Annotated in this window: 23 protein-coding genes and 2 pseudogenes; 6 read left to right on the top strand and 19 right to left on the bottom strand. The window is 69.2% G+C overall.

Annotation, left to right across the window (positions count from 1 at the left end):
- Positions 1-467 (top strand): YaaC family protein (locus MFF55_RS03955; protein WP_238242784.1); only part of this gene is annotated, 467 nt, incomplete at its 5' end.
- Positions 468-592: 125 nt separating this feature from the next.
- On the opposite strand, the gene MFF55_RS03950 is transcribed toward MFF55_RS03955, so the two are convergent.
- The gene (locus MFF55_RS03950) at positions 593-844 is read right to left on the bottom strand and encodes a hypothetical protein (RefSeq protein ID WP_238242783.1); all 252 of its coding nucleotides are present in this window, start codon (positions 842-844) and stop codon (positions 593-595) included.
- Between the two features lie 350 nt (positions 845-1,194).
- Positions 1,195-3,144 (bottom strand): OPT family oligopeptide transporter, encoded by a 1,950-nt coding sequence (locus MFF55_RS03945; protein ID WP_238242782.1) that lies wholly within the window; start codon positions 3,142-3,144, stop codon positions 1,195-1,197.
- Between the two features lie 131 nt (positions 3,145-3,275).
- On the opposite strand from MFF55_RS03945, the gene MFF55_RS03940 reads away from it, so the two are divergent.
- The 5 genes and pseudogenes from MFF55_RS03940 (at position 3,276) to MFF55_RS03920 (ending at position 7,831) form a co-directional block, all read left to right on the top strand.
- Entirely contained in the window at positions 3,276-3,860 is a 585-nt protein-coding gene (locus MFF55_RS03940; RefSeq protein ID WP_238242781.1) for a DUF1989 domain-containing protein, read from the top strand.
- Positions 3,861-4,139: 279 nt separating this feature from the next.
- Positions 4,140-4,892, top strand: a pseudogene (gene gntA / locus MFF55_RS03935) (guanitoxin biosynthesis heme-dependent pre-guanitoxin N-hydroxylase GntA); the annotation flags it as partial.
- Positions 4,893-4,995: 103 nt separating this feature from the next.
- Positions 4,996-5,943, top strand: a complete 948-nt coding sequence (locus tag MFF55_RS03930; protein ID WP_238242779.1) for a class I SAM-dependent methyltransferase — start codon at positions 4,996-4,998, stop codon at positions 5,941-5,943.
- Positions 5,940-6,893: an L-histidine N(alpha)-methyltransferase gene (gene egtD / locus MFF55_RS03925; RefSeq protein ID WP_238242778.1), complete on the top strand. Its 954-nt coding sequence runs from the start codon at positions 5,940-5,942 to the stop codon at positions 6,891-6,893. Before MFF55_RS03930 ends, egtD begins: the two co-directional genes overlap by 4 nt.
- Positions 6,894-6,931: 38 nt before the next feature.
- Positions 6,932-7,831, top strand: a complete 900-nt coding sequence (locus tag MFF55_RS03920; RefSeq protein ID WP_238242777.1) for an MBL fold metallo-hydrolase — start codon at positions 6,932-6,934, stop codon at positions 7,829-7,831.
- Between the two features lie 7 nt (positions 7,832-7,838).
- On the opposite strand, the gene MFF55_RS03915 is transcribed toward MFF55_RS03920, so the two are convergent.
- The 17 genes and pseudogenes from MFF55_RS03915 to MFF55_RS03835 form a co-directional block, all read right to left on the bottom strand.
- The gene (locus MFF55_RS03915; RefSeq protein ID WP_238242776.1) at positions 7,839-8,423 is read right to left on the bottom strand and encodes a DUF1003 domain-containing protein; all 585 of its coding nucleotides are present in this window, start codon (positions 8,421-8,423) and stop codon (positions 7,839-7,841) included.
- A 41-nt stretch (positions 8,424-8,464) separates the two neighbouring features.
- Positions 8,465-10,228: a hypothetical protein gene (locus tag MFF55_RS03910; protein WP_238242775.1), complete on the bottom strand. Its 1,764-nt coding sequence runs from the start codon at positions 10,226-10,228 to the stop codon at positions 8,465-8,467.
- Between the two features lie 6 nt (positions 10,229-10,234).
- Positions 10,235-11,143 (bottom strand): glycoside hydrolase 5 family protein, encoded by a 909-nt coding sequence (locus MFF55_RS03905; protein ID WP_238242774.1) that lies wholly within the window; start codon positions 11,141-11,143, stop codon positions 10,235-10,237.
- Entirely contained in the window at positions 11,140-11,916 is a 777-nt protein-coding gene (locus MFF55_RS03900; protein WP_238242773.1) for a TIGR04290 family methyltransferase, read from the bottom strand. The genes MFF55_RS03905 and MFF55_RS03900 overlap by 4 nt, the downstream gene beginning before the upstream one ends.
- Positions 11,913-12,737 carry a nucleotidyltransferase family protein gene (locus MFF55_RS03895; protein ID WP_238242772.1) on the bottom strand — a complete coding sequence of 275 codons (825 nt, stop codon included), beginning with the start codon at positions 12,735-12,737 and terminating at the stop codon, positions 11,913-11,915. Before MFF55_RS03895 ends, MFF55_RS03900 begins: the two co-directional genes overlap by 4 nt.
- A 1-nt stretch (position 12,738) precedes the next feature.
- A complete protein-coding gene (locus MFF55_RS03890) occupies positions 12,739-13,845 on the bottom strand; it encodes a CgeB family protein (RefSeq protein ID WP_238242771.1) in 1,107 nt (368 codons plus the stop codon).
- Positions 13,846-13,852: 7 nt separating this feature from the next.
- Positions 13,853-14,437 (bottom strand): histidine phosphatase family protein, encoded by a 585-nt coding sequence (locus tag MFF55_RS03885; protein WP_238242770.1) that lies wholly within the window; start codon positions 14,435-14,437, stop codon positions 13,853-13,855.
- Positions 14,434-15,546, bottom strand: coding sequence for an inositol-3-phosphate synthase (locus MFF55_RS03880; RefSeq protein ID WP_238242769.1), 1,113 nt, complete (start codon positions 15,544-15,546; stop codon positions 14,434-14,436). The genes MFF55_RS03885 and MFF55_RS03880 overlap by 4 nt, the downstream gene beginning before the upstream one ends.
- Before the next feature lie 42 nt (positions 15,547-15,588).
- The gene (locus tag MFF55_RS03875) at positions 15,589-16,599 is read right to left on the bottom strand and encodes a UDP-glucuronic acid decarboxylase family protein (RefSeq protein WP_238242785.1); all 1,011 of its coding nucleotides are present in this window, start codon (positions 16,597-16,599) and stop codon (positions 15,589-15,591) included.
- A gap of 87 nt (positions 16,600-16,686) precedes the next feature.
- A pseudogene (locus MFF55_RS03870) lies at positions 16,687-17,754 on the bottom strand (CgeB family protein); the annotation flags it as partial.
- Complete coding sequence (locus tag MFF55_RS03865) at positions 17,751-18,845, bottom strand: CgeB family protein (RefSeq protein WP_238242768.1); 1,095 nt, start codon at positions 18,843-18,845, stop codon at positions 17,751-17,753. The pseudogene MFF55_RS03870 and the gene MFF55_RS03865, both read right to left, overlap by 4 nt.
- Positions 18,842-19,996: a CgeB family protein gene (locus MFF55_RS03860; RefSeq protein ID WP_238242767.1), complete on the bottom strand. Its 1,155-nt coding sequence runs from the start codon at positions 19,994-19,996 to the stop codon at positions 18,842-18,844. Before MFF55_RS03860 ends, MFF55_RS03865 begins: the two co-directional genes overlap by 4 nt.
- The gene (locus MFF55_RS03855) at positions 19,993-21,126 is read right to left on the bottom strand and encodes a glycosyltransferase family 4 protein (protein ID WP_238242766.1); all 1,134 of its coding nucleotides are present in this window, start codon (positions 21,124-21,126) and stop codon (positions 19,993-19,995) included. The genes MFF55_RS03860 and MFF55_RS03855 overlap by 4 nt, the downstream gene beginning before the upstream one ends.
- Positions 21,111-22,403, bottom strand: a complete 1,293-nt coding sequence (locus MFF55_RS03850; RefSeq protein WP_238242765.1) for a TIGR04295 family B12-binding domain-containing radical SAM protein — start codon at positions 22,401-22,403, stop codon at positions 21,111-21,113. The genes MFF55_RS03855 and MFF55_RS03850 overlap by 16 nt, the downstream gene beginning before the upstream one ends.
- On the bottom strand, positions 22,400-23,491 hold the full coding sequence (locus MFF55_RS03845) for an SDR family NAD(P)-dependent oxidoreductase (protein WP_238242764.1): 1,092 nt from the start codon (positions 23,489-23,491) through the stop codon (positions 22,400-22,402). Before MFF55_RS03845 ends, MFF55_RS03850 begins: the two co-directional genes overlap by 4 nt.
- Positions 23,488-24,600 (bottom strand): NAD-dependent epimerase/dehydratase family protein, encoded by a 1,113-nt coding sequence (locus MFF55_RS03840; protein ID WP_238242763.1) that lies wholly within the window; start codon positions 24,598-24,600, stop codon positions 23,488-23,490. Before MFF55_RS03840 ends, MFF55_RS03845 begins: the two co-directional genes overlap by 4 nt.
- A gap of 1,224 nt (positions 24,601-25,824) precedes the next feature.
- The coding region (locus tag MFF55_RS03835; RefSeq protein WP_283206697.1) for a flagellin at positions 25,825-26,586 on the bottom strand (762 nt) is incomplete at its 5' end.

Here is a 26,586-nt window from a genome sequence, read left to right as displayed (position 1 = left end):
ATCTATTTGCATTAAGCCGTTACTTCAACGGCTTAATGCAAATAGATCTAATCATAAATCTCACAACCCAATACAACTTAAACTCGGTTCTCAACAGATTCAAGATGGTGCGGCCCAACCCTGATAATTTCGATTTTGCGGAGTTTGGAAATGGCGGCCATATTCAAATTAGATCAGATAGTTTTGGCTTCCCAGTAGCTAAGACGCCCGACTGTTGTAACACTCATGAGGACGAGGTTGTGTTTTGCAGGAATGAAACACCTCAAAATGATTTTTGCTATATTTACTTAGCTTTGTATATGCTAGGAAATTTTTGTAGGTACTATCCAGACCTTTGGTTGAAAGCAGTCGAGCAGAATTATCCAATAGCAACTTCCGCTGAGCGCTTCATTGAGCTGATCGAAAGCAAGATGCCGCTTTGCACTTTGAGTGAAATGTCCCGGACTTATTATGTTCCTAAAAGCTGACGTTCAAAATTTGACCTAATTTTGTAAGCATCGACACGTGTCTAAGAAATTGTAAATAAAGGTGGGCGCCCCTGAGGGAGCGCCCAATATATTCAGGCTAGCAAGAATGCTGAGCCATATTTGGCTCAGCGCCGGGTCGGTGAACCAGAGTTGCCTGAGCTCATGTCCCTTGACTGACCGCTTCCAGAGGTCGAGCCGGTGGTGTCAGATTTCTTCTCCTGACCGGGTGCGTAGCCCGATGCACCCGGGCTGCCAGGCACGCTGCCCTTTTCCTGCATCTGCTGTCCCGGTGCCTTCGACGAGGCACCCTGCTCGGCGGCGAGGGCAGCTCCGGCGAGGGCAAACGTGGTCACCACGGCAATCGAGAGGCGTTTCATGGATGTTTCCTCCCTTTAGGAGAGCCAGCAACGCGGAGTTCGGACGGACCGTTCCGGATTTTTCCGAGAACCCAGCGGCAGGTTAGAGAAGAAGAACCAGTCGCTCTTCGGTATGTTGTCAAGCTATCGCGTGATCCTGGCCGGTCGTCGGCCAGGATCGAAACCGCGCAACCGCTTGAACGATCCTCCCTGTGTTCCGAAGGACGTTAATCTACGAAGAAGGCGCCTGCTTCCACCCGCCTCGTTACCCTCGAACGCTCCAGGCGCGCCCGGAAGCTCGGCAAAAAAGTTCACCGCCAGGTCGCGCTCCTGAGCCCTACTGTGCCCTTGCGCTTTCCAGTGAGCCGCTATCAGCGGGCCCGCACCACAAGGCGGTAGAACAGGGCCATCGCACTTAGAAAAATGATGAGCCCGAGCCAGGTCGGGCTGACCAGGGCGCCCGGACCCGACAGCACCAGGCCCGAGCTGCGGCCGAGCAGCGTGTCGAGGGTCGCGAGCAGGACGCCGACGATGCTCTCGCCGACGAGGAAGCCCGAGGCCAGCAGCACGCCCCGCCGCCGCGGCGCTTCCGCGTCGGCCTTCGCGGCGCGCAGCCGGCGCTCGGTCAGCCAGCCGACGAGGCCGCCGCAGGCGATCGTTACCACGACCTCCAGCGGCAGGTAGATGCCGATCCCCACCGTGAGGGCGGGGAAGGAGATCCCGCGGGGGCGCAGCCAGGCCTCCAGGGCGACGAAGACGGCGCCGAGGCCCGCGCCGATCAGCACCATGCGCCAGGGCAGCTCGCCGTGGACGATGCCGCCGGCGATCTGCGCCATCAGCGCGGCCTGCGGGGCGGGCAGGGCGTTGGCCGGGTCCATGCCCTCGCGGGGCAGGGCGCCGACGAAGCCGTAGGCGTTGTAGAGCACCGAGAGGAGCGGCGCGATCACGGCGGCGCCGACGCAGACGCCGGCGATGAGAGCCAGCTGCTGGCACCAGGGCGTCGCGCCGACCATCTGCCCGGTCTTGAGGTCCTGCAGGTTGTCGTTGGCGATGGAGGCCACGGTGACGATGACCGAGGCCGCGAGCAGGGCGAAGGCGATCACGAAGCGGTCGCCCTCGGGGCCGGCTTCCCGGCCGATGACCAGGGGGATGAGCAGCGCCGTGATCATCGTCGTGAGGATGCCGATCCCGGAGATCGGGCTGCTCGACGAGCCCAGGAGCCCCGCGAGGTAGCCGCAGGCCGAGGCCATCAGGAACCCGAACAGGACGGCGAAGAGCGTCGCCACGCCGATCAGGACGGGCAGGAGGCGGCCGAGCTCGGCATCGGCCGCGAAGCCGCCGAACAGCCAGGCGAGGGGCAGCGTCAGGAACGCCGCCCCGCCGGCGATCCAGCCGATCGGGAGGTCGCGCTCCTCGCGGGGCAGGTCCACGCCCGCGGGACCGCGCGAGGCCGCGAATGCCGCGCCGATGCTGGCGCCGACGGGGCGGGCCAGGGTCGCCACGGTCCAGACCGCGCCGACCGCGATGATGCCGGCGCCGATGAGCCGGACCTGGCCCGACCACACCGCCCGCGCCGCGGCGTCGGGCGCGCCGCCCGGTCCCTCGCCCAGGGCGGTCAGGAGGGGAACGGCCGCGCCCCAGGCGATCGCGACGCCGACGAGCAGCGCCAGGCAGGCGCCGATGCCGACGAGGTAGCCGACGCCGAAGAGCGCGAGGGAGAAGCCGATGCCGACGCGAAACAGGGCCGAGCCGGCCGCGACGGTGGCGTGCATCCCCTCGGCCAGGAGCTTGAAGCCCGCCGTCGAGAGGCCCACCAGCCCTGAGCCCGCCGCGGCCCAGAGCAGCGCCCGGAGGCCGCCGCCGTCGCGCCGCTCGCCGGCATGCAGCACCTCGGCCGCGGCCACGCCTTCGGGGAAGGGGAGGCCGGCGCGGAGGACCAGCGCCCGGCGCAGCGGGATCGAGTAGGCGACGCCGAGCAGGCCGCCGATCAGGCAGATCCCGGTCGTCTGCCAGAACGGGAAGCCGTGCCAGTGCCCGACGAGCACCAGCCCGGGGATCACCAGGATGACGTTGCACAGCGTCCCCGCGGCCGAGGCCTGGGTCTGGACGATGTTGCTCTCGAGAAGGCTGCCGCCGCCGACGAGCCCCAGCAGCCCGATCGCCAGGATCGCGGCCGGGATCGAGGTCGAGAAGGTCACCCCCGTCTTGAGGCCGAGATAGAGGTTGGCCGTCATGAACACGACGGTGATCACGGCCCCGAGCAGCAGCCCGCGCAGCGTCAGCTCCGCGGCATGCGCCCGGAGCTCCGACCGAGCGTCCATCAGGCGGACCCCGCCGGCCGAGGGACATTTGGCCACGGCCTCGCCGACCGCGGGTTGCCGAGTGTTAGGGCAGGACCCGGAGAGCTCGCTAAAGGATCGCCCGGGGTCAGGCGCAAGGAGAAGGTGTCACGATGGCCAACGTCATTCCGCCCCGGTCCGGGACCGCCTTCACGCTCGCGCGGGGGCAGCGCCTGACCGTGATCGATCCCTGCGGCGAGCAGGTGGCGGACCTCGTCGCCTTCAGGGCCGACGACATCGACGAGGTCATCTCGTCGGGCCGGACCATCGACTACGCCTCGCGCATCTTCCTCACCACCGGCGACCCCCTCTACTCCAACCGCAGCAACGTGCTCCTCGAGATCGTCGAGGACACGGTCGGGCGCCACGACTTCCTGCTGACGCCCTGCTCGGCCGACACCTTCCGCATCATCTACGGGGACAAGGAGCCCCACCGCGGCTGCTTCGGCAACCTCGCCCACGCGCTGAAGCCCTACGGCATCCCGCCCGACCGCATTCCCGTGGCGTTCAACGTCTTCATGAACGTGGAGGTGGACGGATCGAGCGGCGCGATCGCCGTCAGGCCGCCGCTGAGCCGCGCCGGTGACAGGATCGTGTTTGAGGCCAAGCTCGACCTCATCATCGGTCTGACGGCGTGCTCCGCCCTCCAATCGAACAACCACGCCTTCAAGCCGATTCACTATGAGATTTCCTCCTGAAAAGCGATCAAGTAATAGGCTGAGATCAATCGACAATATAAATTGATGAGACGATCATGTGACAAAGATAGATCATACGGCTAAGCGTAGAAATTAAGCTATGTTAATTTAGGCGCCTGTGGATACACAGGGAACATCGCCAGTTAGACCGAGTTTACCGCAGCGGCTTTCGAGGTCGAGGATGTTCGGCGGTTCCTGGTCTTTCCCCGCCGTCCAGCTTTCGGAGCCGCTCGGCTGGAAATCCAGCCCTCCCTTCGTGTCCCTGCGTGCCGAGTGACCATGCTGCTGCCGAACAACGATGCCGACCATCCCCTCGCGCACCGGCTCAGGAGCCTGATTCTCGACCCGCCGTTTCCCTGCGTCGGGGCCAAGTCCGCGCTGTCGCGGGGGAAGATCCGGATCATCGTCGCCCGCGACATCGAGTCCGACCGCGATGACGCCCGGATCTACGCCGCCCTCCTCGCCTTCATCGCGGGCTACCGGGCCGAACCGGCCCTGTTCCAGAGCTTCGCCGTCATCTTCGATGGGCCGCGGAAGCTGGCGGAGCAGGGTTTCGAGGCGGCGCTCTGGTCGCGGATGCAGTCCCTGTCGGATCGCGACAGCGTCGTGGGGCAGAGCTACGATCCGCGCGTCACCGCCGATCCGGAGGATGCGCGCTTCTCCATGAGCTTCGGCGGGGAGGGGTTCTTCATCGTCGGTCTGCACCCGCAGGCGAGCCGCATGGCGCGCCGCTTCGAGGCGCCCTGCCTCATCTTTAACCTGCACGACCAGTTCGAGCGCCTGCGCGCGGCCGGTCGCTACGAGCGGATGCGGGACGCCATCGTCGAGCGCGACATCGCGCTGGCCGGCTCGCCCAACCCGATGCTGGCCCAGCACGGCGAGCGCTCGGCCGCCCGGCAGTTCAGCGGCCGCGCCGTCCCGGAGGATTGGAGCTGCCCGTTCCAGCGGTCGGCCGACACCCCGGCCTGGGACGCGGGTCAGGTGGCGGCCGACCTGCGCTCCGGCGCCTTCATCGTCGACGAGCAGACCGGGGCACCGTTCGCCCCCCAGGCGCCGACCAGACCCGAGGATCGCGACGGGCCCGTGCGCCAGGTGAACGACGCCTCGATCCGTCCCGGTGCCCGCGAGCAGCCGCATGACTAGCATCCCGACCGATCCCGACGCTCTCCTGGAGGTCGCCCGCGCCGTCCGTGACACGGGTTACACCTTCACCACTGTCACCCCCGCCACCCATGCCCGGGTCAACGCGCGGCCCGAGAATGCGCGGGCGCGCAGCCTGCGCGACGTGCTCGGCTGGAGCCGCCCCGGCGATCACGATCTTCTGCCGGAGGGTCTGACGGCCCTGATGCGCCGGGCCGACGCCCTTGAGGAGATGGACGAGGGGGTTCGAGCCAGGCTCCGCCTCTCAAGCCTCGACGGCGAGCTCTTTATGCACTCGGCCTACCCGCCGACGGCGACCGACGCCGTGTTCTTCGGGCCCGACACCGTCCGCTTCGTCTCGGCCGTCCTCGATCACCTGGCCGAGCGGAGCACGCCGCCGCGCCGGGTCGTCGATATCGGCTGCGGCTCCGGCGCCGCCGGCATCCTCGTCGCCAAGCGCGCGCCTGAGGCCGAGGTCGTCCTCGTCGACATCAACCCCGCGGCTCTTCGCGCCGCCGGCGTCAACGCGCGGCTCGCGGGCACCGAATGGGTCCAGTTCCGCCAAAGCGACATGCTGAGCGAGGTGGAAGGGGTCTTCGACCTCATCGTCTCGAATCCACCCTTCATGATCGATCCCGGCGCCCGCGCCTACCGTCACGGCGGCGGCGAACTCGGGGCCGACCTCTCGCTCCGGATCATCCAGACCGCCACCGAGCGGCTCGCGCCCGGCGGCAGTCTCGTGCTGTTCACGGGCTCGCCCATCGTCGATGGCGCCGATCTCTTCCGCGATGCGGCCTCCGAGATCTGCTCGAAGGCCGGGCTCGACTGGTCGTATCGCGAGTTCGATCCCGACGCCTACGGCGAGGAGCTCGACACACCGGGCTACGCCCGCGCCGAGCGCATCGCCCTCGTGGTTCTGACCGCATCGCGGGCGACCCGATGAGCAAGGCGGCGGCCTGCGCTCCGGCCGAGCCCGGATCGTCGGAGTTCCTGGACGACGCCGTCGCCGGGCTGACGCGCAGCCCCAAGATCCTTCCGGGCAAGTACCTCTGGGACGAGACGGGCTCGGACCTTTTCGACCAGATCTGCCACGCCCCGGATTACTACCCGACGGGGCGCGAGATGGGCCTCCTCGCCGAAGCGGCGGCGGATGTCGCGCGGCGGATCGGGCCGGAGGTGAAGGTGGTCGAGTTCGGAAGCGGCGCCAGCCGCAAGATCCGCACTCTTCTCGACGCGCTCGAACGGCCGGCGGTTTACGTCGCCCTCGACATCGCCGGCGATTACCTCGACGCCGCGATCCACCGGCTGGCGCCGGATTACCCCTCAGTCGTCATGATGCCGGTTCACGCCGACTACTCGAAGGCGGTCGAACTCCCGGCCGGCGTACCCGGGCGGGCCGTGCTCGGCTTCTTCCCCGGCACGAGCATCGGCAACTTTAGTCCGGAGGAGGCCGGCGCCTTCCTGGCGGAGGCACGCAGGACCCTTGGGCCGAGCCTGTTCCTCGTCGGCGCCGACCCGACGCGCGACGAGGATCGTCTGCGGCGCGCCTATGGCGGCGCGGATGGGCTGATGGCCGCGTTCCACCTCAATCTGCTTGCGCGGATGAACCGGGAGCTCGGGGCGGATTTCGACCTCGGCAACTTCCGTCACGGCGTCCGCATCTGCAACGAGCCCTTCCGCGTAGAGGCGCATCTCGTGGCACGCCGAGCCGCCACGTATCGGCTCGGCGGCCGGACCATCACCTTCGAGGCGGGTGAGAGCATCCGAACCGACACCTCGCACAAGTACGATCCGGACGCCTTCCGGGCGCTGGCCGCTCAGAACGGCTGGTCGCCCGTGGCGCTCTGGCTCGATCCGGAGCGGAGCTTCAGCCTGCACCTGTTCCAGGGCTGAGCGCCGTCACCCACTCCCAGGTTGGAGGGTCATGCGTCATGTCCCAGCAAGTCCCCGTCAGCGGCAACGCCCGCGCCGACGATCCGAGCGCCGATGCGGCCCGCGACGACGGCGTCCATGAGATCACGCCAGACCTCGCCTATCGCCGCCTCGTCCTCGTCAACGTCGTGTTCTACGGCCCGCCGAATGCCGGGGATCGCGGCTGGGTCCTGATCGATGCCGGCCTGCCGGCGACGAAGGGGCGGATCAAGGAGGCGGCCGAAGCGCGCTTCGGCGCCGGCGCTCGACCCTCGGCGATCGTGCTGACCCATGGCCACTTCGACCATGTCGGCGTGCTGGAGGACGTCGCGGAGGAATGGGACGTGCCGGTCTACGCGCATCGTCTCGAGAAGCCCTATCTCGACGGCAGCGCCGCCTATCCGGCGCCCGACCCGAGCGTCGGCGGCGGCCTGATGGGCCGGATCTCGCCCCTCTATCCGACGAAGCCCGTCGACGTGTCGGGTCGGCTCCGGCTGCTGCCGGAGGACGGCAGCGTGCCGCCGATGGAGGGCTGGCGCTGGATCCACACGCCGGGGCATTCGCCGGGGCACATTTCGCTCTGGCGCGAGGCCGACCGGATGCTGGTCGCGGGCGACGCCTTCGTCACGACGGCGCAGGAATCCGCTTACGCCGTCGCCACGCAGGAGCCCGAGATCCACGGTCCGCCGATGTATCTCACCATCGACTGGGATGCGGGCCGCGCCTCGGTCCAGACCTTGGCGAAGCTCGCGCCGGAGCGGGTGATCACCGGTCATGGCCGTCCGCTCCAGGGCCCCGAGATGCGTCGCGCCCTCGACACCCTCGCCCGGGATTTCGACGTCGTGGCCGTGCCGAAGACGGGACGCTACGTCGAGCATCCCGCCCGGCCCGAGGACGGCTCCGCCTACCGCGAGCCGTGAGCGCAGCTCACGCGAGGCCGGAAGGGTCCTGCCGGCGGCTCGCCTCGATCTCGTCCAGCACCTTCTCGGGCGCGACGTTCTCCTGAAGCTCGCCGAGTTGCGGGTCGCGGGCATCCTCGATCCCGAGCCGTTCCGCGATCGCCATGGTCAAGGTCAGCAGCCGCGTCACCTCGTGCTCCGCCAGCAGGCTGATCTGCAGGTCGAGGTCGGCACGCGACTCCGCTGCGGCCGCCGCGCGGTTCTGACTGATCAGCACGAAGGTCGACAGGAAGATCGCTTCGACCGAGGCGGCGGTCGCCAGGATCACGAAGCTCTCGTCGAATTTCGGCACGCCGGGGAGCCAGCCGAGATTGGCCGCGATCCAGAGCCCGACGACGGCGAGGTGCACCGCGACGAAGCTCATGCTGCCGGTGAACCTGGTGACCGCCGCGGCGATCCGGTCCTGCAGCGTCGAGGCCCGGTGCTCGGCCCGGCGCCGCTCCTGCAGGATGTGGATGTTGCGGCCGAGCACGGAGCTGAAGCTGCTCGTCGGAGGCAGGCCGGCCGTGGGGCTTTCGGGAAAGCGGGCCGCTTCGACCGGCGTCTCGCTCATGGGATCGGTTCCTGATCAGCGTCCGGTGACGGAATGCGGCGTCATCGCGATGCACCTTCCGCGAGGACTCGGGCCAGCCGCCGCGCATGGCGCCGCACGAGGCGGTCGATGCGGCCCGCCTCGGCCGGGTCCGTCGCGGCGCCCGCGGCCATCGTCCAGGCGCCGAGCTGGAATGCCAGGTAACAAGGGGTCAGCAATTCAAGTAGGTTGGCATCGACCGGACTTCCGGCCTCCCTGGCGACGCGCGCCTGCACGTCACCTCTTGCCTCCGGCGACAGGTCGAGTTCCTCGCAAGCGCCCGCCACGTCCCAGGCGATGTCCTGGCAACCGACGAGGTCGTGCCCGGCATGGTGGTCGAGGGCGTCGGATTTCAGCAGCCGGCCATCGGGCAGGACAAGCCATTCCCAGGACTGCAGTCGGCCGTCGACAGCGACGGGATGCGAGCGCCGCTGCAGCGCCTCCACCTGTTCGGGATTCCAGCGATCGAAGGCACGCGCCGCATCCGGGCCGAGGGACTCGGCCGTGTTGTGGCGCGCCATCGCCAGGAGATCGGCCAGGGACGCACCGCGTCCCGGTCCGCTCGGGAAGGTTCGCGCCCTGAACCCGAGATAGCGGCCGAGCGTGTCGACGAGGCGATCGGGGTCCGCCGGGCGGCGGTCGAGGGGAAGCGCCCCGTCGATCCAGCGCTCGATGAGGAAGCCGTGGCGGTAGCCGGCGACCGGCGGCCCGAAGCCCGCCGCGTGCAGGCTCGTCGCCCGGTCGAGCTTGTCCGCGCCTGCCCGGCCGAGACCGGCGAACCTGGCGAGCCAGGTCTCTCCCTGCGCGCGCAACAGGAACTTGCGCCGTTCACCTTGCGCGTTCACCGGCGGCCAATCGGCCTCGCCGGCGTAATGCCGGTGCCGCCAGCCGCCTCCGGAAATCTCCTCGACGGGGCCGTCGAGCGAGCCGATCAGGTCCTCGGCCCAGGCCGTCAGACCGCGCTCGGGATCGAGAACGATCGCCTCGAACGGGACGAGGTGGCGGGCGAGCCGGCCCCAGCGGTCGCGATGGCGTTCGCTCGCCTGCGGACCCGGGCTGCCGGCATGGCTCGGAAACAGCGCGATGCGGTGCTCCGGCACGCCGAGCCCTTCCAGCCTATCGGCCACGGCGCCGAAGGAGCTTCCCGACAGGCCCGGCCCCTCGTCCACGATCGCGGCGCCCGCGGCTTTCGCGCCGGCGAGCCGTGCGGAGAGCACGGCATCGAGGCCGATCTCGCGGCGGAAGGGGTGGCCGCCGGGCCGGACCGTCACGGGAGGCGCCGCGCCCAGGCCGGCGGCGACTATGGCGCCGAGCGGCGCGCCGATGCTGCGGATGCCGACGACCTGGGTTTCGGGCGGCAAGCCGGAGCGTGCCGCGGCCAGGGCATAGCTCTCGGGATAGAGCGCGTAGAAGGTGAAGCCCTCGGCCCATTTCGTGGTGATGCGGGAGGGGAGGGGCATCGCGGCGAGCGCGCTCAGGCTTTCCGCCATGGTTGGGACGTCGCCCTCGAAACCGCGCTGCCAGGAGTCCAAGACCGCATGGGCGATCTGCATCAGCAACGCCGTCGCGGCCGCTTGCGAGGGCGAGAGCGCGTCGCGGCCCATCTCCGCGCGGTCGGCATCGGCGATGCCCTGCAGGAGCTCGCCGGCCTCGATCAGGGCGCAGACGAGGCTTTCGTGGCGGAGGATGCCCCCCGGCTCGGCCGCCGCCCGGCGAAGGGTCTGGGCCAGGCCGTCCAGCCTCTCGTGCGGGTCATGCGTGCGCGTGGTCTCTCCGTAGACCAGCATGGAGGCCTACCGTGCCCGTTCGACCTGTCCGGGTGCGTAGCGGCGCACCATGGCGGCGCAGAACGCCGCGAATTCCGCGGGGTCGACCGGCGCGCTGGAGTGATGGGGCGCGAGACCCCGGTGCTCGGGCGTGAAGCAGAAGGTGACCGTGACGTCGAAGTCGGCGAGCGCCGCCATCTGGCGGTCGAACCAGTCCAGCGCGTTCGGGCGGAAGCTGTCGGCCCAGGACAGGCCGGTGCGCAGGTAGGTGACGCCGAGGCGCTTCATCCAGGCGACCGCCTCGTCGAGGCGGTGATCCTCGAAGTGGAACCACTGGCAAAGGCCGAGCGCCGGGGTGTGCCTGGCGAAGGCCTCGAGCGCCAGCTTCGGGGTGCCGTCCTGGCGCAGCAGGCCCATGTGGAAGTGGCGGTAATAGGAGGAGCCCTCCGCCTCGCGGTGGCGGGTCGTCGCCTCCCACTCGCGAGGCAGGTCGTAGAGGCTGTACCAGTGGATGCGGGGCGCCTGGCCCACGATGAGCTCGGCGGTGCGGTTCAGGCCCCAGAGCTGCACCTCCTCGGCGCCGAAGGTCGAGATGCCGACCTCCGAGACCCAGACCGGCAGGTTCGTGACCGCGCGGATCTCGGTGATCTTCTCCGGCCATTCGTGGATCTGCCAGAGGTTCCAGTCGAGGGGGAAGCCGTGGACGGCGACCGCGTCGACCGCATCGAGCACGCCGTTCGTCTCCATTCGCCGGATGAAGGAGGGATCGATCGGCGAGATGCCGCCGAGCACCCGCGGTAGCGACGGATTCACGGCGTGGATCGCCTGGCCGGCGAGCTTCGCCATCTCGGAAAAGCGCACCCATTCCGGGTCCACCTCCGGGTCCCAATGCGATTTGTTGTTCGGCTCGTTCCAGAGCATCACCGCTTCGATCACGGGCCTTCGTCCTCGGCTGGCGGGCGGGCCGGGTGGACCGCGCCGGCGCCCATGGGGAGAGGCGCGGTGCGGCAGACATAGACCTCGTCCTCGGGGTGGGCGACGATGGAAAAGCCGCTGGCGCGCAGCATCGCCTCGGTGCAGGCGCGGTTGGGCACCCACCAGTTCGTCCAGTCGTTGGCGTAGCGGTGCTCGATGAAGTGCAGCTTCGGGTAGCCCGGCGCATCGAATTGCGCGACGTCCCAGAAGTCGCGATCCTCCGCCACCGGCTCCACGTGCGTGGCGCCGCGCTGCATCGACTGGAAGACGAGGAGGTCGTCGGCCACATGCTCGCGGATGAGGTCAAGCGCGAGCAGCGGGTGGCGCAGGTGGTAGAGCACGCCCATGAACAGGACGACGTCGAACCGCTCCCCCAGCGCCCCGACGTCGTAGACCGACAGGTTGCGGAACTCGATGTCCTGCCCAGTCTGGGCCGCGGCGAAACGGGCCTGTGCGAGGTAACGCTCGTCGGAATCGAGGCCGAGGACGCGGGCCGCGCCGCGCCGCTTCATCTCGATGGCGTAGAAGCCGCCGTTGCAGCCGATGTCGAGCACGCTCTTGCCGGTTAGATCGGCAGGGATCGCGTCGGCGAAGCAGCGCCACTTCACCCGCGGGTAATCGCCCAGGAAATGGTTGGGGGCGGTCGCGACGCCGTTCAGGTCGAGGTTGTGGAACCACTCGCCCAGCGACTCGATCTGGCGGCGAAGCGCCGTGTCGTCCTCATCGAGGCTCATGGGCGGAGATCTCCCCTCATCGACGGACCGGGCGAGAAGCGGGAGGCGTCATGCGCCGCCGGCCCGCCCAGCGACAGCCGCTCGGGCCTGCCGTCGGGACCGGACTCCGCGAGGAGCGCCAGCGCCGAGCGGTAACCGTCCAGCGTCCCGACATCGACGTAGGAGCGCCCGGCCCTGACGCCGAAGGCGCGGCCGCCCTGCGCAAGGTAGGCGTTGACGAGGGTGCCGATGTACTCGTCGGTGCAGAGCCGCGCCTGCCACAGGGCATGCAGGTCGCCGAGCACGCGGCCCGGCATCTTGAAGGCGCCCCAGATCCAGTTCGAGGTCGCGTCGGCCCGCTTCACCTGGATCTCGCGCACGCGGTCGTCGCCATCGAGGACGACCGCGTCGAACCGCTCCGGGTGATCGACGGGGAAGAGCAGGAAGGAGAGCGCGTCCTCCGGCAGCGCCGTCAGGGCGTCCTCGGGGAACCAGACTGTGTCCGGCAGCCCGACGATCACGGGTTCGTCCGGCGCGACCAGGGGGAGGGCGCGGAAGATCGCGTCGCACAGGCCGCTCGCCTGGGGCTGGACGACATAGGCGATCGGGACGTGCCCGTAGCCGGCTCCATAGTACTCGACGATGTCGGACTTGCCCGGCGAGATCACGAAGCAGATCCGCGTCGCGCCGCCGCGCAGCATGCGCTCCACCAGGTATTCGCTGACGGCGCAGGGACGCTCTGCGCCGTCGCGCAGCCGCGCGCCCACGGGCAGCAGCTCCTTCGAGAAGGCGAGGGGCTGGATGCGGCTGCCGCGGCCGGCCGCGGGCACGATTCCCCACATCTCACACCTCTTCCCGGTCTTGCGGCGCATGTTCCGCCGCCGGACGCCGCGCCGCGTCGAGGCCGCGCTCCAGCTCGTCCAGGCGATGGGCGGCGGTGTGGTCCGAGAGGGTGCGGGCGCGCCCGGCCTCGGCGATGCGCCGGATCTCGGCGTCGGAGAGCGCCAGCGCCGCCGATACGTCGTCGGCTGAGCGGACGATCAGGATCTCCTCGCCGGGCTCGTAGAAGGCGGCGAGTCCATCCCAGGCGTCGCTCAGGACGGCCGCACCGCAGGCGCTGGCCTCGAACAGCCGGCCCGACGGGCACCAGCCCATCCCGGCCATCGCCGCCCGCGTGACGTTGAGCGTCAGGCGCGAGGAGGCGAAGAAGGCCGGGTGCTCCTGGGGCGTCACGTGGTGGACGAAGTGGATGTTGGGCGTCCACGGGAAGTCGGGCGGATATTGCGCCCCGCCGATGAGGAAGCGCCCCTCGGGCGATCGCCGCGCCGGCTCGATCAGCAGGGCGTCGACGCCGGCCTGCCGGTCGGCGGCGTAGGTGCCGAGATAGGAGAGGTCGGCCCTGAACCGATCGAGGCGTTCTGCCGGCCGATGCACCAGCGGGTCGACATGCCCGTACAGGGGCGCGACGCGCCGCGCCCCGAGTTCGTCGCTCAGCGCGTCGAGGGCCGCCCCGCCGGTGTAGCTGAGCGCGAGGTCGAAGCCAGAGAGCCCGTCCGGGCCGATATAGCCGACCGGCTCGCCCCGGCGCAGATGCGCCAGCGTCACCGGCGTGTCGAGGTCGTAGAACACGCGCAGAGCCCGCGGCGCGGAGAGGACGAGTTCGGTCGCGGGGCCCGCATCGGGGCAATAGGAGGTGACCATCGCGACATCAGCCTCGGCCACGGCCCGGGCCGCACGGTGGCGGACATCCTCCCACTCCTCGAAGAGCACGAGCTCTCCGCCCGAGACCGCGAAGAGGTCGCGATGGTCGCGGTAATAGGGCACCTCGCGCTCGAAGAAGGTGAGGCTGTGCCCGCGCTTGGCCATGGCGCGGGCGAGGCCGCGCCAGAGGGTGGCGTGGCCGTTGCCCCAGGACGAGCTGATGGTGAGGCCGAAGACGACGAGCTTCATGACCGCCTCATCCCGCGCCCGGCCGCTCGTTGAGGCCCGCGACCCGCCCGCCGCCGGGCCAGAGGTCGAGGATGCTCAGCGAGGCCGGGTCCACCGCGATGCGGTCGTAGGAATCGATCGGCAGCCCGAGGATCTGGAGCAGGACGGCGCGGATGACGTCGCAATGGCTCACGACCACGCTCGTCCCGGCGAGCTCGCGCAGCAGCCCGAGGGCGCGGGCACCGGCCTCGTCCATGCTCTCGCCGCCGGGCGGTCGGACCGTGGACCTTGCCGCATTCCAGGTCGCCCAGAGCGGATCCTCCGCCAGGTCGACGAAGCTGCGCCCGGTCCAGTCACCGAAATCGATGTCGTCGAGGTCCGGAGCGAGCTCGAACGGCAGGCCGAGTTCCTCGGCGACGAGGGAGGCCGTCTCCCGCGCCCGCTCGCGGGGGCTCGATACCACGGCCTCGGCCCCGCAACCGAGCAGCCGTCGGGCGAGCGCGCGCGCCTCCTGGCGCCCCTCCTCGCTCAGCTCGACCCCCGGCATGCGCCCGCACAGGACGCTGTGCACGCGGTCGTGCGAGGCGTGGCGCACGAGGTAGACCCGGCTCATGCATCCTCCGTTCTGAGGACCGGCTCGGGGTCGGAGTCGCCGGCGATGAAGCGGAGCGTGCGCTCGCGGGCCTCGTTGTCGGTGAACTGGCGCGGGGGCGCCTTCATAAAGTAGCTCGACGGGCCGGTGAGAGCGCCGCCGATGCCCCGGTCGAGGCCGAGCTTGGCGCAGCGCACCGCGTCGATGACGATGCCGGCCGAGTTCGGCGAATCCCAGACTTCGAGCTTCAGCTCGATGTTGAGCGGCACCCCGCCGAAGGCCGTGCCTTCGAGGCGGATATGCGCCCATTTGCGGTCGGTGAGCCAGGGCACGTGATCGCTCGGCCCGACATGAATGTCGTCGGCATCGAGCGGCACGTCGAGCTGGCTCGTCACCGCGCGGGTCTTGGAGAGCTTCTTCGATTCCAGGCGCTCGCGCTCGAGCATGTTCTTGAAGTCGGCATTGCCGCCGAAATTTAGCTGGTAGGTGCGGTCGAGGCGAACCCCGCGCTCGCGCATCAGGTTCGCCAGCATCCGATGGACGATGGTGGCGCCGACCTGGCTCTTAATGTCGTCGCCGACGAGGGGCAGGCCGCGCAGCTCGAAACGACGGCGCCAGGCGGGATCGGAGGCGATGAAGACCGGGATGCAGTTGACGAAGGCGCAGCCCGCATCGAGGGCGCAGCCGGCATAGTATTCCGTCGCGGCCTGCGAGCCGACGGGCAGGTAGGAGACCAGCACCTCGGTGCGGGCGCTCTCCAGCGCCGCGGCCACGTCAACGGGTGGGCTGTCGGCCTCCTCGATCTCCTCGCGCATGTAGCGGCCGATGCCGTCCAGCGTCGGCCCGCGCTGCACGGTGACGCCGCAGGGCGGGACCGTGGCGAAACGCTGGGTATTGTTGGGCGGCGCCAGGATCGCCTCGGACAGGTCACGGCCGACCTTGCCGGCGCTGACATCGAAGGCCGAGGCGATCTCGATGTCGTCGACGTGGTAGCCGCCGAGCGCCACGTTCATCAGGCCGGGCACGGCGGCCTCGGTGTTGACGCCGCGGTAATGGTGCAGGCCCTGCACCAGGGCGGAGGCGCAGTTGCCGACCCCGACGATGCCGACTCGAATCTTGGCTCGGCCCATCACTGTCTCTCCCTGCCCGCGTCCGTCATCCCCCCGGCGTCTTCAGCCCGCCGCCAGGACATCGCTCTCCAGCCGCCGCGACCGCACCGATGGCGGCGGCGTGATCTCCTTGGAGAACCAGGCGATGGCCGCCTCCAGGCCCGCTTCGAGACCGATCTTCGGCGACCAGCCGAGCAGCGCCTTGGCCCGTGCGATGTCGGGGCGGCGCCGACGCGGGTCGTCCACGGGTAGCGGCCGGGTGACGAGGCGCGAGGCCGTGCCGGTGAGCCGCACCACGTGCTCGACGAGCTCCTCCACGGTGATCTCGCTCGGATTGCCGAGGTTCACGGGGCCGCCGGGCGAGGCCTCGGCCCCCATTAGGCGCATCAGGCCCTCCACGAGGTCGCTGACGTAGCAGAAGGAGCGGGTCTGGCTTCCGTCGCCGTAGATCGTGATGTCGGTGCCCGAGAGCGCCTGGCAGATCACGTTCGAGACGACCCGGCCGTCATCGGCGCGCATCCGGGCGCCGTAGGTGTTGAAGATGCGCGCGACGCGGATGTCGGTGCCGTGGACCCGCTCGAAGTCGAAGACCAGCGTCTCGGCCGCGCGCTTGCCCTCGTCGTAGCAGGCGCGGGGGCCGGTCGGGTTCACGTTGCCCCAGTAGCACTCCTTCTGGGGGTGGATTTCGGGGTCGCCGTAGACCTCGCTGGTGGAGGCCTGGAGGAAGCGGGCATCGGCGTCGCGGGTGAGCTCCAACAGGCGGTGCGTGCCGATGACGCTCGTCATCATCGTGTGGATGGGGTCGGCCTGGTAATGGGGCGGAGAGGCCGGGCAGGCGAGGTTGAAGATCCGGTCGAAGCGCGGCAGCTTCGGCAACGGATCGACGAGGTCGGCCTCGATGAAGTCGAAGCGCGGTTCCTTCCGCAGATGATCGAGGTTGGCGTGACGCCCGGTCTCGAGGTTGTCGAGGCAGGTCACCCGCGCCCCACCCGCGAGCAGCGCGTCGATCAAGTGCGAGCCGATGAAGCCCGCGCCGCCGGCGACGAGAACACGTGAGGCCTTGTCTCTCGTCATGGACGACTTCTCCCTCGCCGCGCCCTTCAGCAAGTCCTTGGCCGGCCATCGATCCTGAACATCGCGGATGTCGGTCGACGTGCCCTTGCGGGCGGCCGCCTCGCGTAAGTGCGCTTCGAGCTCGCCGGCCCGGTGCGCCGCGCTATGGCGGGCGAGCACGCTCGCTCGCGCGGCCCGCGCGATGCCGATGCGCTCGCTCTCGGGCTGCCCGTTCAGGATGCCGAGGACGTCCGCGGCGGCATCGACGGGCAGGATCTCGGAGGCTGGGGCGAGCACGGTCTCGAGCCCGTCCCAGCGGTCGCTGAGGATGGGAGTCGCGCAGGACGCCGCCTCGAACAGGCGCACGCTCGGGCTGTAGCCGGCCCGGATCATGTCGGCGCGGGTGACGTTCAGGGTGTAGCGGCTGGCCGCGTAGAAATCCGGGTGGCCTGACGGCGGCACGTGCTCGATGCGCTCGACGTTCGCCGGCCAGTCGAGGTCGCGCGGGTATTGGGGGCCGGCGACGGCGAAGCGCAGGTTCGGCGCCCGGCGCGCGGGCTCGATCAGCAGGCGCGTCAGGGTCGGCTGCCGGTCGGGGCTGTAGGTGCCGAGATAGGAGAGGTCCCAACGCTTCGTGCGGTCGAGGGCGGGGTAGGCCTCGGGGTCGACGGAGCAGTAGAGCTGCCTCGCGGCGGGAGAGCCGTAATGCTCCTCGATGCGGCCGAGCGTCGGCCCGCCGGTGAAGGAGAGATAGAGGTCGTAGGTGGGGATCTGCTCCGGCGCGAGATATTCGTGGTCCCCGGACGCGAGCTTGGCCAGGGTGACCGGGGTGTCGATGTCGTAGAAGGCGCAGACCCCTCCCGTCCAGGATCGCACCCGCGTGCCGGCCGCGACGCCGTCGGGGACGTAGGAGCCGAGGATGACGGCGTCGGCCGCCGCGATGACGTCCCGGAAGCGGTCGAGGTCGTCGAGGTCGCGGTAGAAGGCGAGACGGCAGAAATCCGGCTCCGGCAGGTCGCGGTGAGCGGCGTACCAGGGCGTGTCGCGTTCGAGGAAGAGAACCTCGTGCCCGCGCGCCGCGAAGGCCCTGAGCAGGGCCCGGTAGGTGGTGGCGTGCCCGTTCCCCCAGGAGGACGAAAGGCTCAAGCCCAGAACGACGATGCGCAGCGGGATCATGCGGCGCTCCGCTCGCGCTTGGCAGCCGCCTCGTCGCGCAGGATGACATCGACCTCGGCGCCGCGATGGGCATAAGTGTGCTCGCAGGTGATCCGCCTGCGGGCGGCCTCGCCGATCTCCCGTGCGCGGGCGGGGGTGAGGGCCGCGAGGTGATCGGCGACGTCTCGGCCGTCGCGGGCGACGAGCACCTCCGCGCCGTCCTCCAGGAACAGGTCGAGCCCGACCCAGGCATCGGTGACGAGGCAGGCGCCGGCGCCGGCCGCCTCGAAGACGCGGGTCGCCGGTGAGTATCCCACCGCCGCCATGCTGTCGCGGGCGATGTTGAGGACGGCCAGCGGGGTCGCGTTGAAGGCGTTGTGCTCGCGCGTGTAGACGTGGCCGAGATGGCGGACGTTGTCCGGCATCGGCTTCGACTCCCAGCCGTTGCCGCCGATCAGGAAGGAGCGCCCGGGCAGCCGCGCCGCAGCGTCGAGGAAGAACGTCTCCACCCGCGCCTCGCGGTCGGGCAGGCGGTTTCCCAGGAAGGCGAGGTCGGCCGCAAAGCGCGGATCGGCCGGGACGGGATGGTGGGTGTCGGGATCGAGCGCGTTGTAGATCGGCACGCAGCGGCGGGCGCCGAAGCCCTCGTAGGCAGCGATCACCGGCGGCCCGCCGCCATAGGTGAGGACGAGGTCGAGCGCCGGCATCGCGCGGTGCAGGGCATGGCCCGGATTCGCGCCGAGTTCGGCCAGGGTGGCGGGCGCGTCGACGTCCCAGAAGATGCGGATCGCCTCCGGCCGCGAGGCGGCGATGACGCCCTCCAGCAATTCGTCGTCGAAGATCCCGACGCCGCTCGCCTTGACGACCACGTCGGCGGCGGCCGCCTCCGCCACGACCGCGCGCATCGCCTCGATGGTGGCCGGATAGACCCGGACCTCGGCGTAGTCCGGCGGGTCGATGTCGCGGTGCTGCTGCCGGTCGTAGGCGTCCGGCTCGTAGAAAGTGACGCTGTGGCCGCGCCCCGCGAGGTCGCGCAGCAGCCCCCGGTAATAGGTGGCGGCGCCGTTCCAATAGGACGACAGCAGGCTCGATCCGTAGAAGGCGATCTTCACGCGGCACTCTCCGACAGGGCAGGCTGCGACAAGGCAGGCTGCGGCAGGGCAGGCTGCGGCAGGGCAGGGCCGCGCAGCCTCGCGAGGATCGCGAGAAGCTCGTCGGCGCGGTGACGGCAGGTGTGGCGGGATTCGATCGTGGCGAGGCCCCGGTCGACGATGTCGCGGCGCAGGGCGGCATCGGAGTGTAGCGCACGCAGGTGCCGCTCCACGTCGAGGCCGCTCGCGGCGACGAGGTAGTCGCCGGGCCGGAACAGCTCCTCGCTGTCGTGCCAGGGCGCGGTCACCAGCGGGATGCCGCAGGCCAGCGCCTCGAACACCCGGATCGTCGGGATGCCCGGCAGGCGCTCCACATAGAAGCGCCGCGGCACATGGACCGTGGCAAGATAGCGGGCGAAGAGGGCGGGCGCCTCCGCGTTCGGCGCCCAGCCGTGGTAGCGCGCGCCGTAGGCGCGGAGCGTGGCAAGCGCCGCCTCCGGATAACGAACGCCGTAGACGTCCAGCGGCAGGCCGGCGTCGCGGGCCGGAGCGAACAGGTAGGTCTCGAGTTCGGCGCTGCGCTCGTCGTCGCCCCAGTTGCCGATCCAGACGAGCCCATGTCGCTCGTCCTCCTGCGGGAGCGGGCGGAACAGGCGCGTGTCGGCCGCCTCGTGCCAGACGAAGACGCGGGCGCCCCAGCCCCAGTCGCGATAGACCTCGGCCAGGGTCTCGCCGAAGGCGAGCACCCCGTCATAGCCGGAGAGATCGTAGGCCTTCATCGCCTCCGGCTCGCTCACGGCCCGGTGATGGGTGTCGTGGAACAGGAGCGTGTAGCGGGCGCCGCCCTTTCGCGCCGCGCCGAGCGCCGCGACGAGAGCGGGGTCGTTCCATTCATGCACGATGACGAGGTCGGCCCCGGCAACCGCCTCGACCGTCGGCGCGACCGCGGCGTAGGCGGTCGAACGCAGCTCCGGGTAGCTGGTGCGGTAGGCGGACAAGCCGGCCTCGCCATGGTCGCGCAGGAGGTTCGACAGGCTCCAGGCGCCCTCCGGCTCGAACGCTTCGACCCTGTGCCCGAGGGCGGTCAGCTCGCGCAGGATGCCGCGCAGGAAATGGGCGTTGCCGTGATTCCAGCACGAGGCCAGGGAGTGGGTGAAATAGGCGATCCTCATGCGGCCGCCTCCTTGCGCGACGCGTCTGCGCGCATCGCTAGGACGGCGCGGAACGTGTCTGCCACGCCTGCGGCCATCGCATCCACGCTGTAGCGGCCGGCGCGCTGGCGAGCGGCCTCCCCGAGCGCGGTCCGGCGCTCCGGGTCGGCCATGACGGCGTCGAGAACGCGCGCCGTGCCTGCTTCGTCCTCCGGGTCCGCGAAAACCGCCGCCCCGTCCCACAACTCGCGGAAGGTCGGCAGGTCCGCGAGCACGAGGGCGCAGCCGGCCTGGGCAGCTTCGAGCACGGCGAGACCGAAGGGCTCGTAGCGGGCGAGCGTTACGAAGACGGGCCGTTGCGCCAATTGGCGCGCGATGCCCGCGTCGTCGAGGCGGCCGAGAAGACGGAGATTGGGAAGGGCGATCCGCTCGCCGTTCTGACCTTCGACGGGACCCGCCGCGTGAACCGGGACCGCAAGCCGGGCAGCGATGCGGTCGAGGGCCGCGAGGTTCTTTGCTCGGTCCCAGAGGCGCCCGGCCGTGAAGGCGAAGGGGGCCGGATCCGCTTGCGCAGTGTCCGGCTTCGCTGGACGGCGGCCGTTATGGATCACCCCTGGCGCCAAGGGCAGGCCGTAGAGCCGGGCGGTGGCATTGGCGAAGGCCGCGCTTGGCGCCAGGAGCGCGTCGACCCGGCGGCAGCCGCGGGCGGCGAGGTCGCGCCGCCAGGCGAGGTCCGGCGGGAGCGGCCCGGTCTCGACGGCCTCCCACCAGGTCGCGACGCAGGAATGGCAGGTGGCGATCACCGGAACGGCAAAGTCCGCGGCGGCCGCGAAGGCGGGGCTGTGCAGGTGGACGACGTCCGCGCCCAGGGTCTCGGCGATCCGCGCCAGGGTCTCGCCCGCTTCCTCGATCTCGGAAGGGAGGGCGGCCGTCCAGTCGAGGGGCAGCCCGGTCACGATCAGGCGGCAGCCGGTCGCCTCAGCATCCTCCTGCTGGGCTCCGGTCGGGGCCGGCCCCAGCACCGCGAGGGTGACCCCGATCCCCTGGCGGGCGATGCCGCCGGCAAGGTCGCAGGCATATTGCCAGACGCCGCCGAGCGCGTCCGCGCTCATCAGGACATGCCGCGGCATCGCGCTCACCGGCACCCGCATGCGGCCTCCAGCTCTCGCAAGGGGAGGGGGCGCTCTTCCTGGATGTCGCTGAACCGGTCGAACTGGCCGAGGTAATGCGCGTGCGCCCGCTCCCAGGCCTCGTCGTCGGGCTCGCCCCAGAGGTGACGGTAATCCGGCGAGCTCGGATAGGGGTAGAGCGGCACGGGATCGTTCGCCCAGACGCCGCGGCTCCGCAGCCGGTCGCGCCACTCGGCCACGAGGGCGGGATCGTCGCCCGCGACCTTAATCAGGTTCGCCTGGACGAAGGGCACGCTGCGCCGGGCATGGATCAGCCGCTCGGCGAGTTCGTCCGTGGTGGCGCGGCACTTCTTGTCGAGGGCGGCGCGGCCCTCCGGCGTCAGGCTCTCGACGCCGGCCTCGATCGAGACGCAGCCCGCCGCCCCGAGCAGGTCGAGCATGTCGGGCTTCCAGAGGTCGATGCGCGTCTGGATGCCGAAGCGCAGGTCGCGCGAGACCAGGGCTTCGAGCAGCGGCTTCTGCGGCAGGAAGATCTCGTCGATGAAGTAGACGTAGGTGACGCCCTGGGCGATCAGCCCGTCGATCTCATCCAGAACATGCGCGAGGTCGCGGCGGCGATAGGCGTCGCGAAAGTCGAGCTTCGCGCAGAAGGTGCAGGTGTAGGGGCAGCCCCGCGAGGCCTCGACCTCGGCGCCCGGGCCATCGGGCTCCCGGTCGAAGCGGTGATGGTGATGGTGGTGCCGCGCGATCCACTCGGCGGGCCAGTGCAGGGCGGGCAGGTCGATGAAGCGCCCGGAATGGGGCGCGCCCGTCACCACGGCACCTCCGCCCTCCCGATAGGCGATCGCCGGGACCCCGCGCAGGTCGTCCGCGCCGGCGAGGCGCAGAACGATCTCTTCGCATTCGCCGCGTACCACGACGTCGACGCCGAGCTTCTCCAGCGTCGGCCGCGGCGTCGCCGAACCGTGCGGGCCGACCGCGACGGTGCGGCCGCCGCGACCGTTCAGGGCGTGGAGGAAGTCGTGCGGCACCCGCAGCTCCGGCGGGGCGCAGCGCCAGAACAGGTAGGTCGGCGCGGTGGCGACCACGGTCATGGCGGGCGCGAAATCCGCGACCGTCGCGGCGGCGTCCTCGTTCGTCCGGCTGCAGAGATGCGCGTCGACCATCAGCACATCGTGGCCGGCGGCCTGAAGCAGCGCCTTCGCGTAGCCGAGTTCGAGCGGGAGATGCGGCTCCCGGCAGCCGAAATAGATGCTGTTGCGGTAGCTCCAGGCCGGGTTGACAAGCGCGACCCTCATTCGGCCGCTCCCAGCAGGACGAGGTCGCCGGCTGAACCATTCAGGCCGCGCGCCTGCGAGAGCCAGGCGGCAAGGTCGGCGATGCCCTCCCGCCAGGACAGGGCCGGGGGCAGACCGAGGGCTGCCGCGATCTTCCGGGTATCGGAGACGTAGTAGCGCTGGTCGCCTGCCCGCCAGTCGGAGAAGCGCAGGTCGAGGGGGCGCCCGGCCACCGCTTCGATCTGCGCGAGCACCTGCCGCAGGCTGACGGCATTGGCCGGCCCTCCGCCCAGATTGAAGGCTTGGCCCGCTACCGCCTCGATCCGGTCCCAGGCCGCCAGATAGGCCGCCACCGCATCCGAGACGTGGAGGATGTCGCGGACCTGCCGTCCGTCGCCGTAGATGCTGATCGGCCGGCCTTCGAGCGCCGAGATCAGGAAATGCGCGACCCAGCCCTGGTCCTCCGTGCCCATCTGGCGGGGCCCATAGACGCAGCTCATCCGCATCACCACCGTGGGAATGCCGTAGCTGCGGGCGTAGTCGAGGACGTATTGGTCGGCGCTGCCCTTGGAGCAGCCATAGGGCGTGTGGAAATCGAGCGGCCTGTCCTCGCCGATGCCGCGCTCGCGCAGGGCGCGGTCCTCGGGGACGTAGGCATCGTTCGTGGCGCTCAACGGCAGGTCCGGCAGGTTGCCGTAGACCTTGTTCGTCGAAGCGAAGAGGAGTGGCACCGCGCCGCCCCGGCGCCGCAGCGCTTCGAGGAGGTTGAGGGTGCCGCCGAGGTTGACCGTGAAATCCTCCATCGGCGAGACCAGGCTCGTCGTCACCGCCACCTGTGCGGCGAGGTGGAAGACCGCGTCGGCCTCGGCTACGGACGCCCCGAGCCGCTCCCCGTCCCGGATGTCGCCGATGACGGCCTCGATCCGCTCCTTATGTCGCTCCTGCAGCCAAGCGAGATTCGCCTCGACGCCCGGCCGGGTCAGCGCGTCGTAGACGATGACGCGGTGGCCCTCGGCCGCGAGCCGGTCGGCGAGATTCGAACCGATGAATCCGGCCCCGCCGGTGATCAGGACGGTCCGCTTCGTGGCCGGCGCTCCCCTCGCCGTCACGCGACGAGGCCCCGAATCTCGAGCTCGCTGCGGGCCTGCTCGACGCGATCCACCGCCTGCTGGTCCGCGACCCAGGCGGCGAGTTCCGCGACGCCCTGCGCGAAGTCGCGCCGCGGCCGGAAGCCGAGCTCGCGCTGGATCTTGCCGATATCGGCGATGCAGTGCCGGATGTCGCCGAGACGCCCCTTGCCGGTGATCTCCGGCGCGATGTCGGACCGGCCCATCGCCTCCGCGAGGATGCGCGCCACCTCGCTGACCGAGCGGTCCTCGCCGCTGCCAACATTGTAGACGTTGCCGGGGGCGGCAGGATGCTCCAGTGCCAGCACGAAGGCCTGCGCCACGTCCTCGACATGGACGAAGTCGCGGCGCTGCTCGCCATCCTCGAAGATCATCGGCGGCTGCCCGTTATGGAGCCGCGAGGCGAAGATCGCGAGAACGCCGGTATAGGGGTTCGAGAGCGCCTGGCCGGGGCCATAGGCGTTCCAGAGGCGCAGGGCGACGCCCTCCATCCCGTAGGCGGGGCTCAAGGTCAGCGTCAGGCGCTCCTGCACGTATTTCGTCAGGGCGTAGACCGAGGCGAGGGTCGGGGCCTTCCATTCGGGCGTGGGGACGGGGACGAGGGGAATGCCTCCTTCGTCCACGGGGTCCCACGGATCTCCGGCCTTGCGCGGCTTGCGCTGCGCATCCTGCACCAGCGTTCCGCCCTCGGCCCGGTAGAGACCCTCGCCGTAGATGCTCATGGAGGAGGCCACGACGACGCGGCGCACGGGCTTCTCGATGAGTTTCTGGAACAGGGCGGCGGTGCCGCAATCGTTGACCGAGACGTAGCGCTCGACGGCGTACATGCTCTGCCCGACGCCGACCTCGGCCGCGAGGTGAATGACGGCGCCGACACCCTCGAGCGCCCGGGCGAGGGCCTCGCCATCGCGGACATCGCCTCGGACGAAGGTGACGTTGCCCTCCATTCCCTCCGGCAACGTGCCGGCCCCATGCACCTGCTCGATCAGGCTGTCGAGGATGCGCACGCCGTAGCCGCGGCGGCGCAGCGCCAGGGCCAGATGCCGCCCGATGAACCCGGCGCCACCCGTGATGAGGATCGTTTCCTTCAAATCGTGCATCCTCTCAGAAGGTCGGGCACCCGAGGAACGGGCGTGGGGGTGCTGACATCCGCCTCGCGTCGCGATGCGTCATCAGTCCCCTGCAAAGGCCAGGACGACCGGACGCCAAGCGGATGACCGGGCCGCATCACCGTGAGGTAGCGTCGGTCATGGATCGTCTCCATCGCGCCGGCATCAGTTCACGCCCGGCCGAAGCTTGAGCACAGCCGCGGCGTTTTCGCTCGATTATGCAGGGGCTTGGGATGGCCCCACGGGAGTCTTGGTCGAACGTTTTACCATCGCCTCACCACCTGACGGATCAGAAAGCCGAGGCAATGGCCCTGTCGACGTACATACCTTTATGCGCAGTCGGAGAAATTGATCAAGTCTCAATATTTATTGATCTATGTGAATATGTGGCTGCCTATGTAGAAACATATGTTAATTTCAGTGAGTTGCTGGCATTATACTCAAGCTTTCTGCTTCTACGGTTGTAGCCATCTGTCTAAGTCTCTGTGAGCGACGAGTTTTGGTTCGCGCTCTTACGTCATGCGTCTGCAGCCTCGAGCGAAAATCCTGCACAAAGCACTGCATCCTCCGCGTGCATCCGCGAGGCGAAGGACAGATATGACGAGCCCACGCACGGCCGAAGCACACGTTTTCAGAGTAGGTCGTGCAAGTCTGCGCGGAGGCCTGGAGGTGCTACGGACGACACGTCACATCGGGACGTCCACGGGAAGAAACGACGACCTCTCAAAGCGGCGATCTTCTTACCGAGGCAAGCCGAGGTTATGATCTGCGTCTGATGGAGCGGTCGTGGTTGCCCACCCTCGTTTACCAAGGAGCGGCGCTCTGCGGGCTCGAACTCGGCCCTGTCGTTACATGGAAGCCGCTGCGCGAGCGCCAACCCTTCAATCGTATTAGAGGGCGTTAGGTCTGACTAGAAACGAAGTTGGCAGTTGATAGAGGGCGTAGTGCGTGAACTTCTTCGCAGAAGTATTCACCGAAGCAGCGGAACAGGTGTTCGCTCGTCTCAAACGAAAGCTTTCAGCGAGAGGGTTGCCGGATACGCAGTAACATCGGCTGTTCGGGCTTTCCTGCCTTGTCGCATCCGTTCCTGGTAGATGGATGGGAGACGCCCTATTGATACGGTCGGATGTCTTCTCGAGTCCGCTTTGATCAAAACGAAAAAGGCCGGGGCAAAGCCCGGCCATTCTCCGCGATCGATGGGTCCGCTTAGCGGAGGAGCTGGAGGATGCCCTGCTGGGCCTGGTTGGCCAGCGAAAGCGCCGAGATACCCAGCGACTGACGGGTGGTCAGCGCCTGGGAGTTCGCAGCCTCCTCGTTCAGATCGGCGTCGGTGAGCTTGGACGAACCGGTCTCCAGGACATTGATGATGTTCCTTGTAAAGTCCTGGCGGTTCTGCACCACCGACAGGTTCGAGCCGAAGGTCGAGGCCTGCGAGCGGAGGGTCGCCGAGGCCGTCGTGAGGCTCGTTTGCGTCGCCTTGATGTTGTCGTCGAGCAGGAAGTCGCCCCTGCCGTCCGCCGTGGCACCCGAGTCCTTGGTGATCGCCTTGAGGTCAAGGCCGCCGGAGGTTGCGTCGACGCCCTGGATGTCGAGGTTGGAGGTGTTCTTCTCATTGAAGGCGATGGACAGCTTGTTGGTTGCCGCGCTGCTGGAGAGCAGGTTGACGCCGTTGAAACTGGCATCCCTGGCGAGCTGGTCGATCTGGGTCAGCAGGCTGTTATACTGCTTGGCCAGGTTGGCCCGCTCCTTGACGCCGCTGACGGTCAGATCGCCGCTCAGGCCAGCCGCCTGTGTGGTGCCGTACTTAGCTGCCGGCGCAGAGCCGGACGCGAAGCCGAGCGAGGTCTGATCGATCTGCGCGGCGAACTCGATGTCGGCGCTGCCGTTGAGCACGATCTTCGTGCCGGTCGTATCTTTGGTGAAGGCCCTGCCGGCCCCCATGGGCTCGACGGCAGCGTTCAGCTTCGT

Source organism: Methylobacterium iners (genome assembly GCF_022179305.1).
Classification (GTDB): domain Bacteria; phylum Pseudomonadota; class Alphaproteobacteria; order Rhizobiales; family Beijerinckiaceae; genus Methylobacterium; species Methylobacterium iners.
The sequence above is the reverse complement of the archived record's forward strand: the minus strand, read 5'-3'. Positions and strand labels throughout refer to the sequence as shown.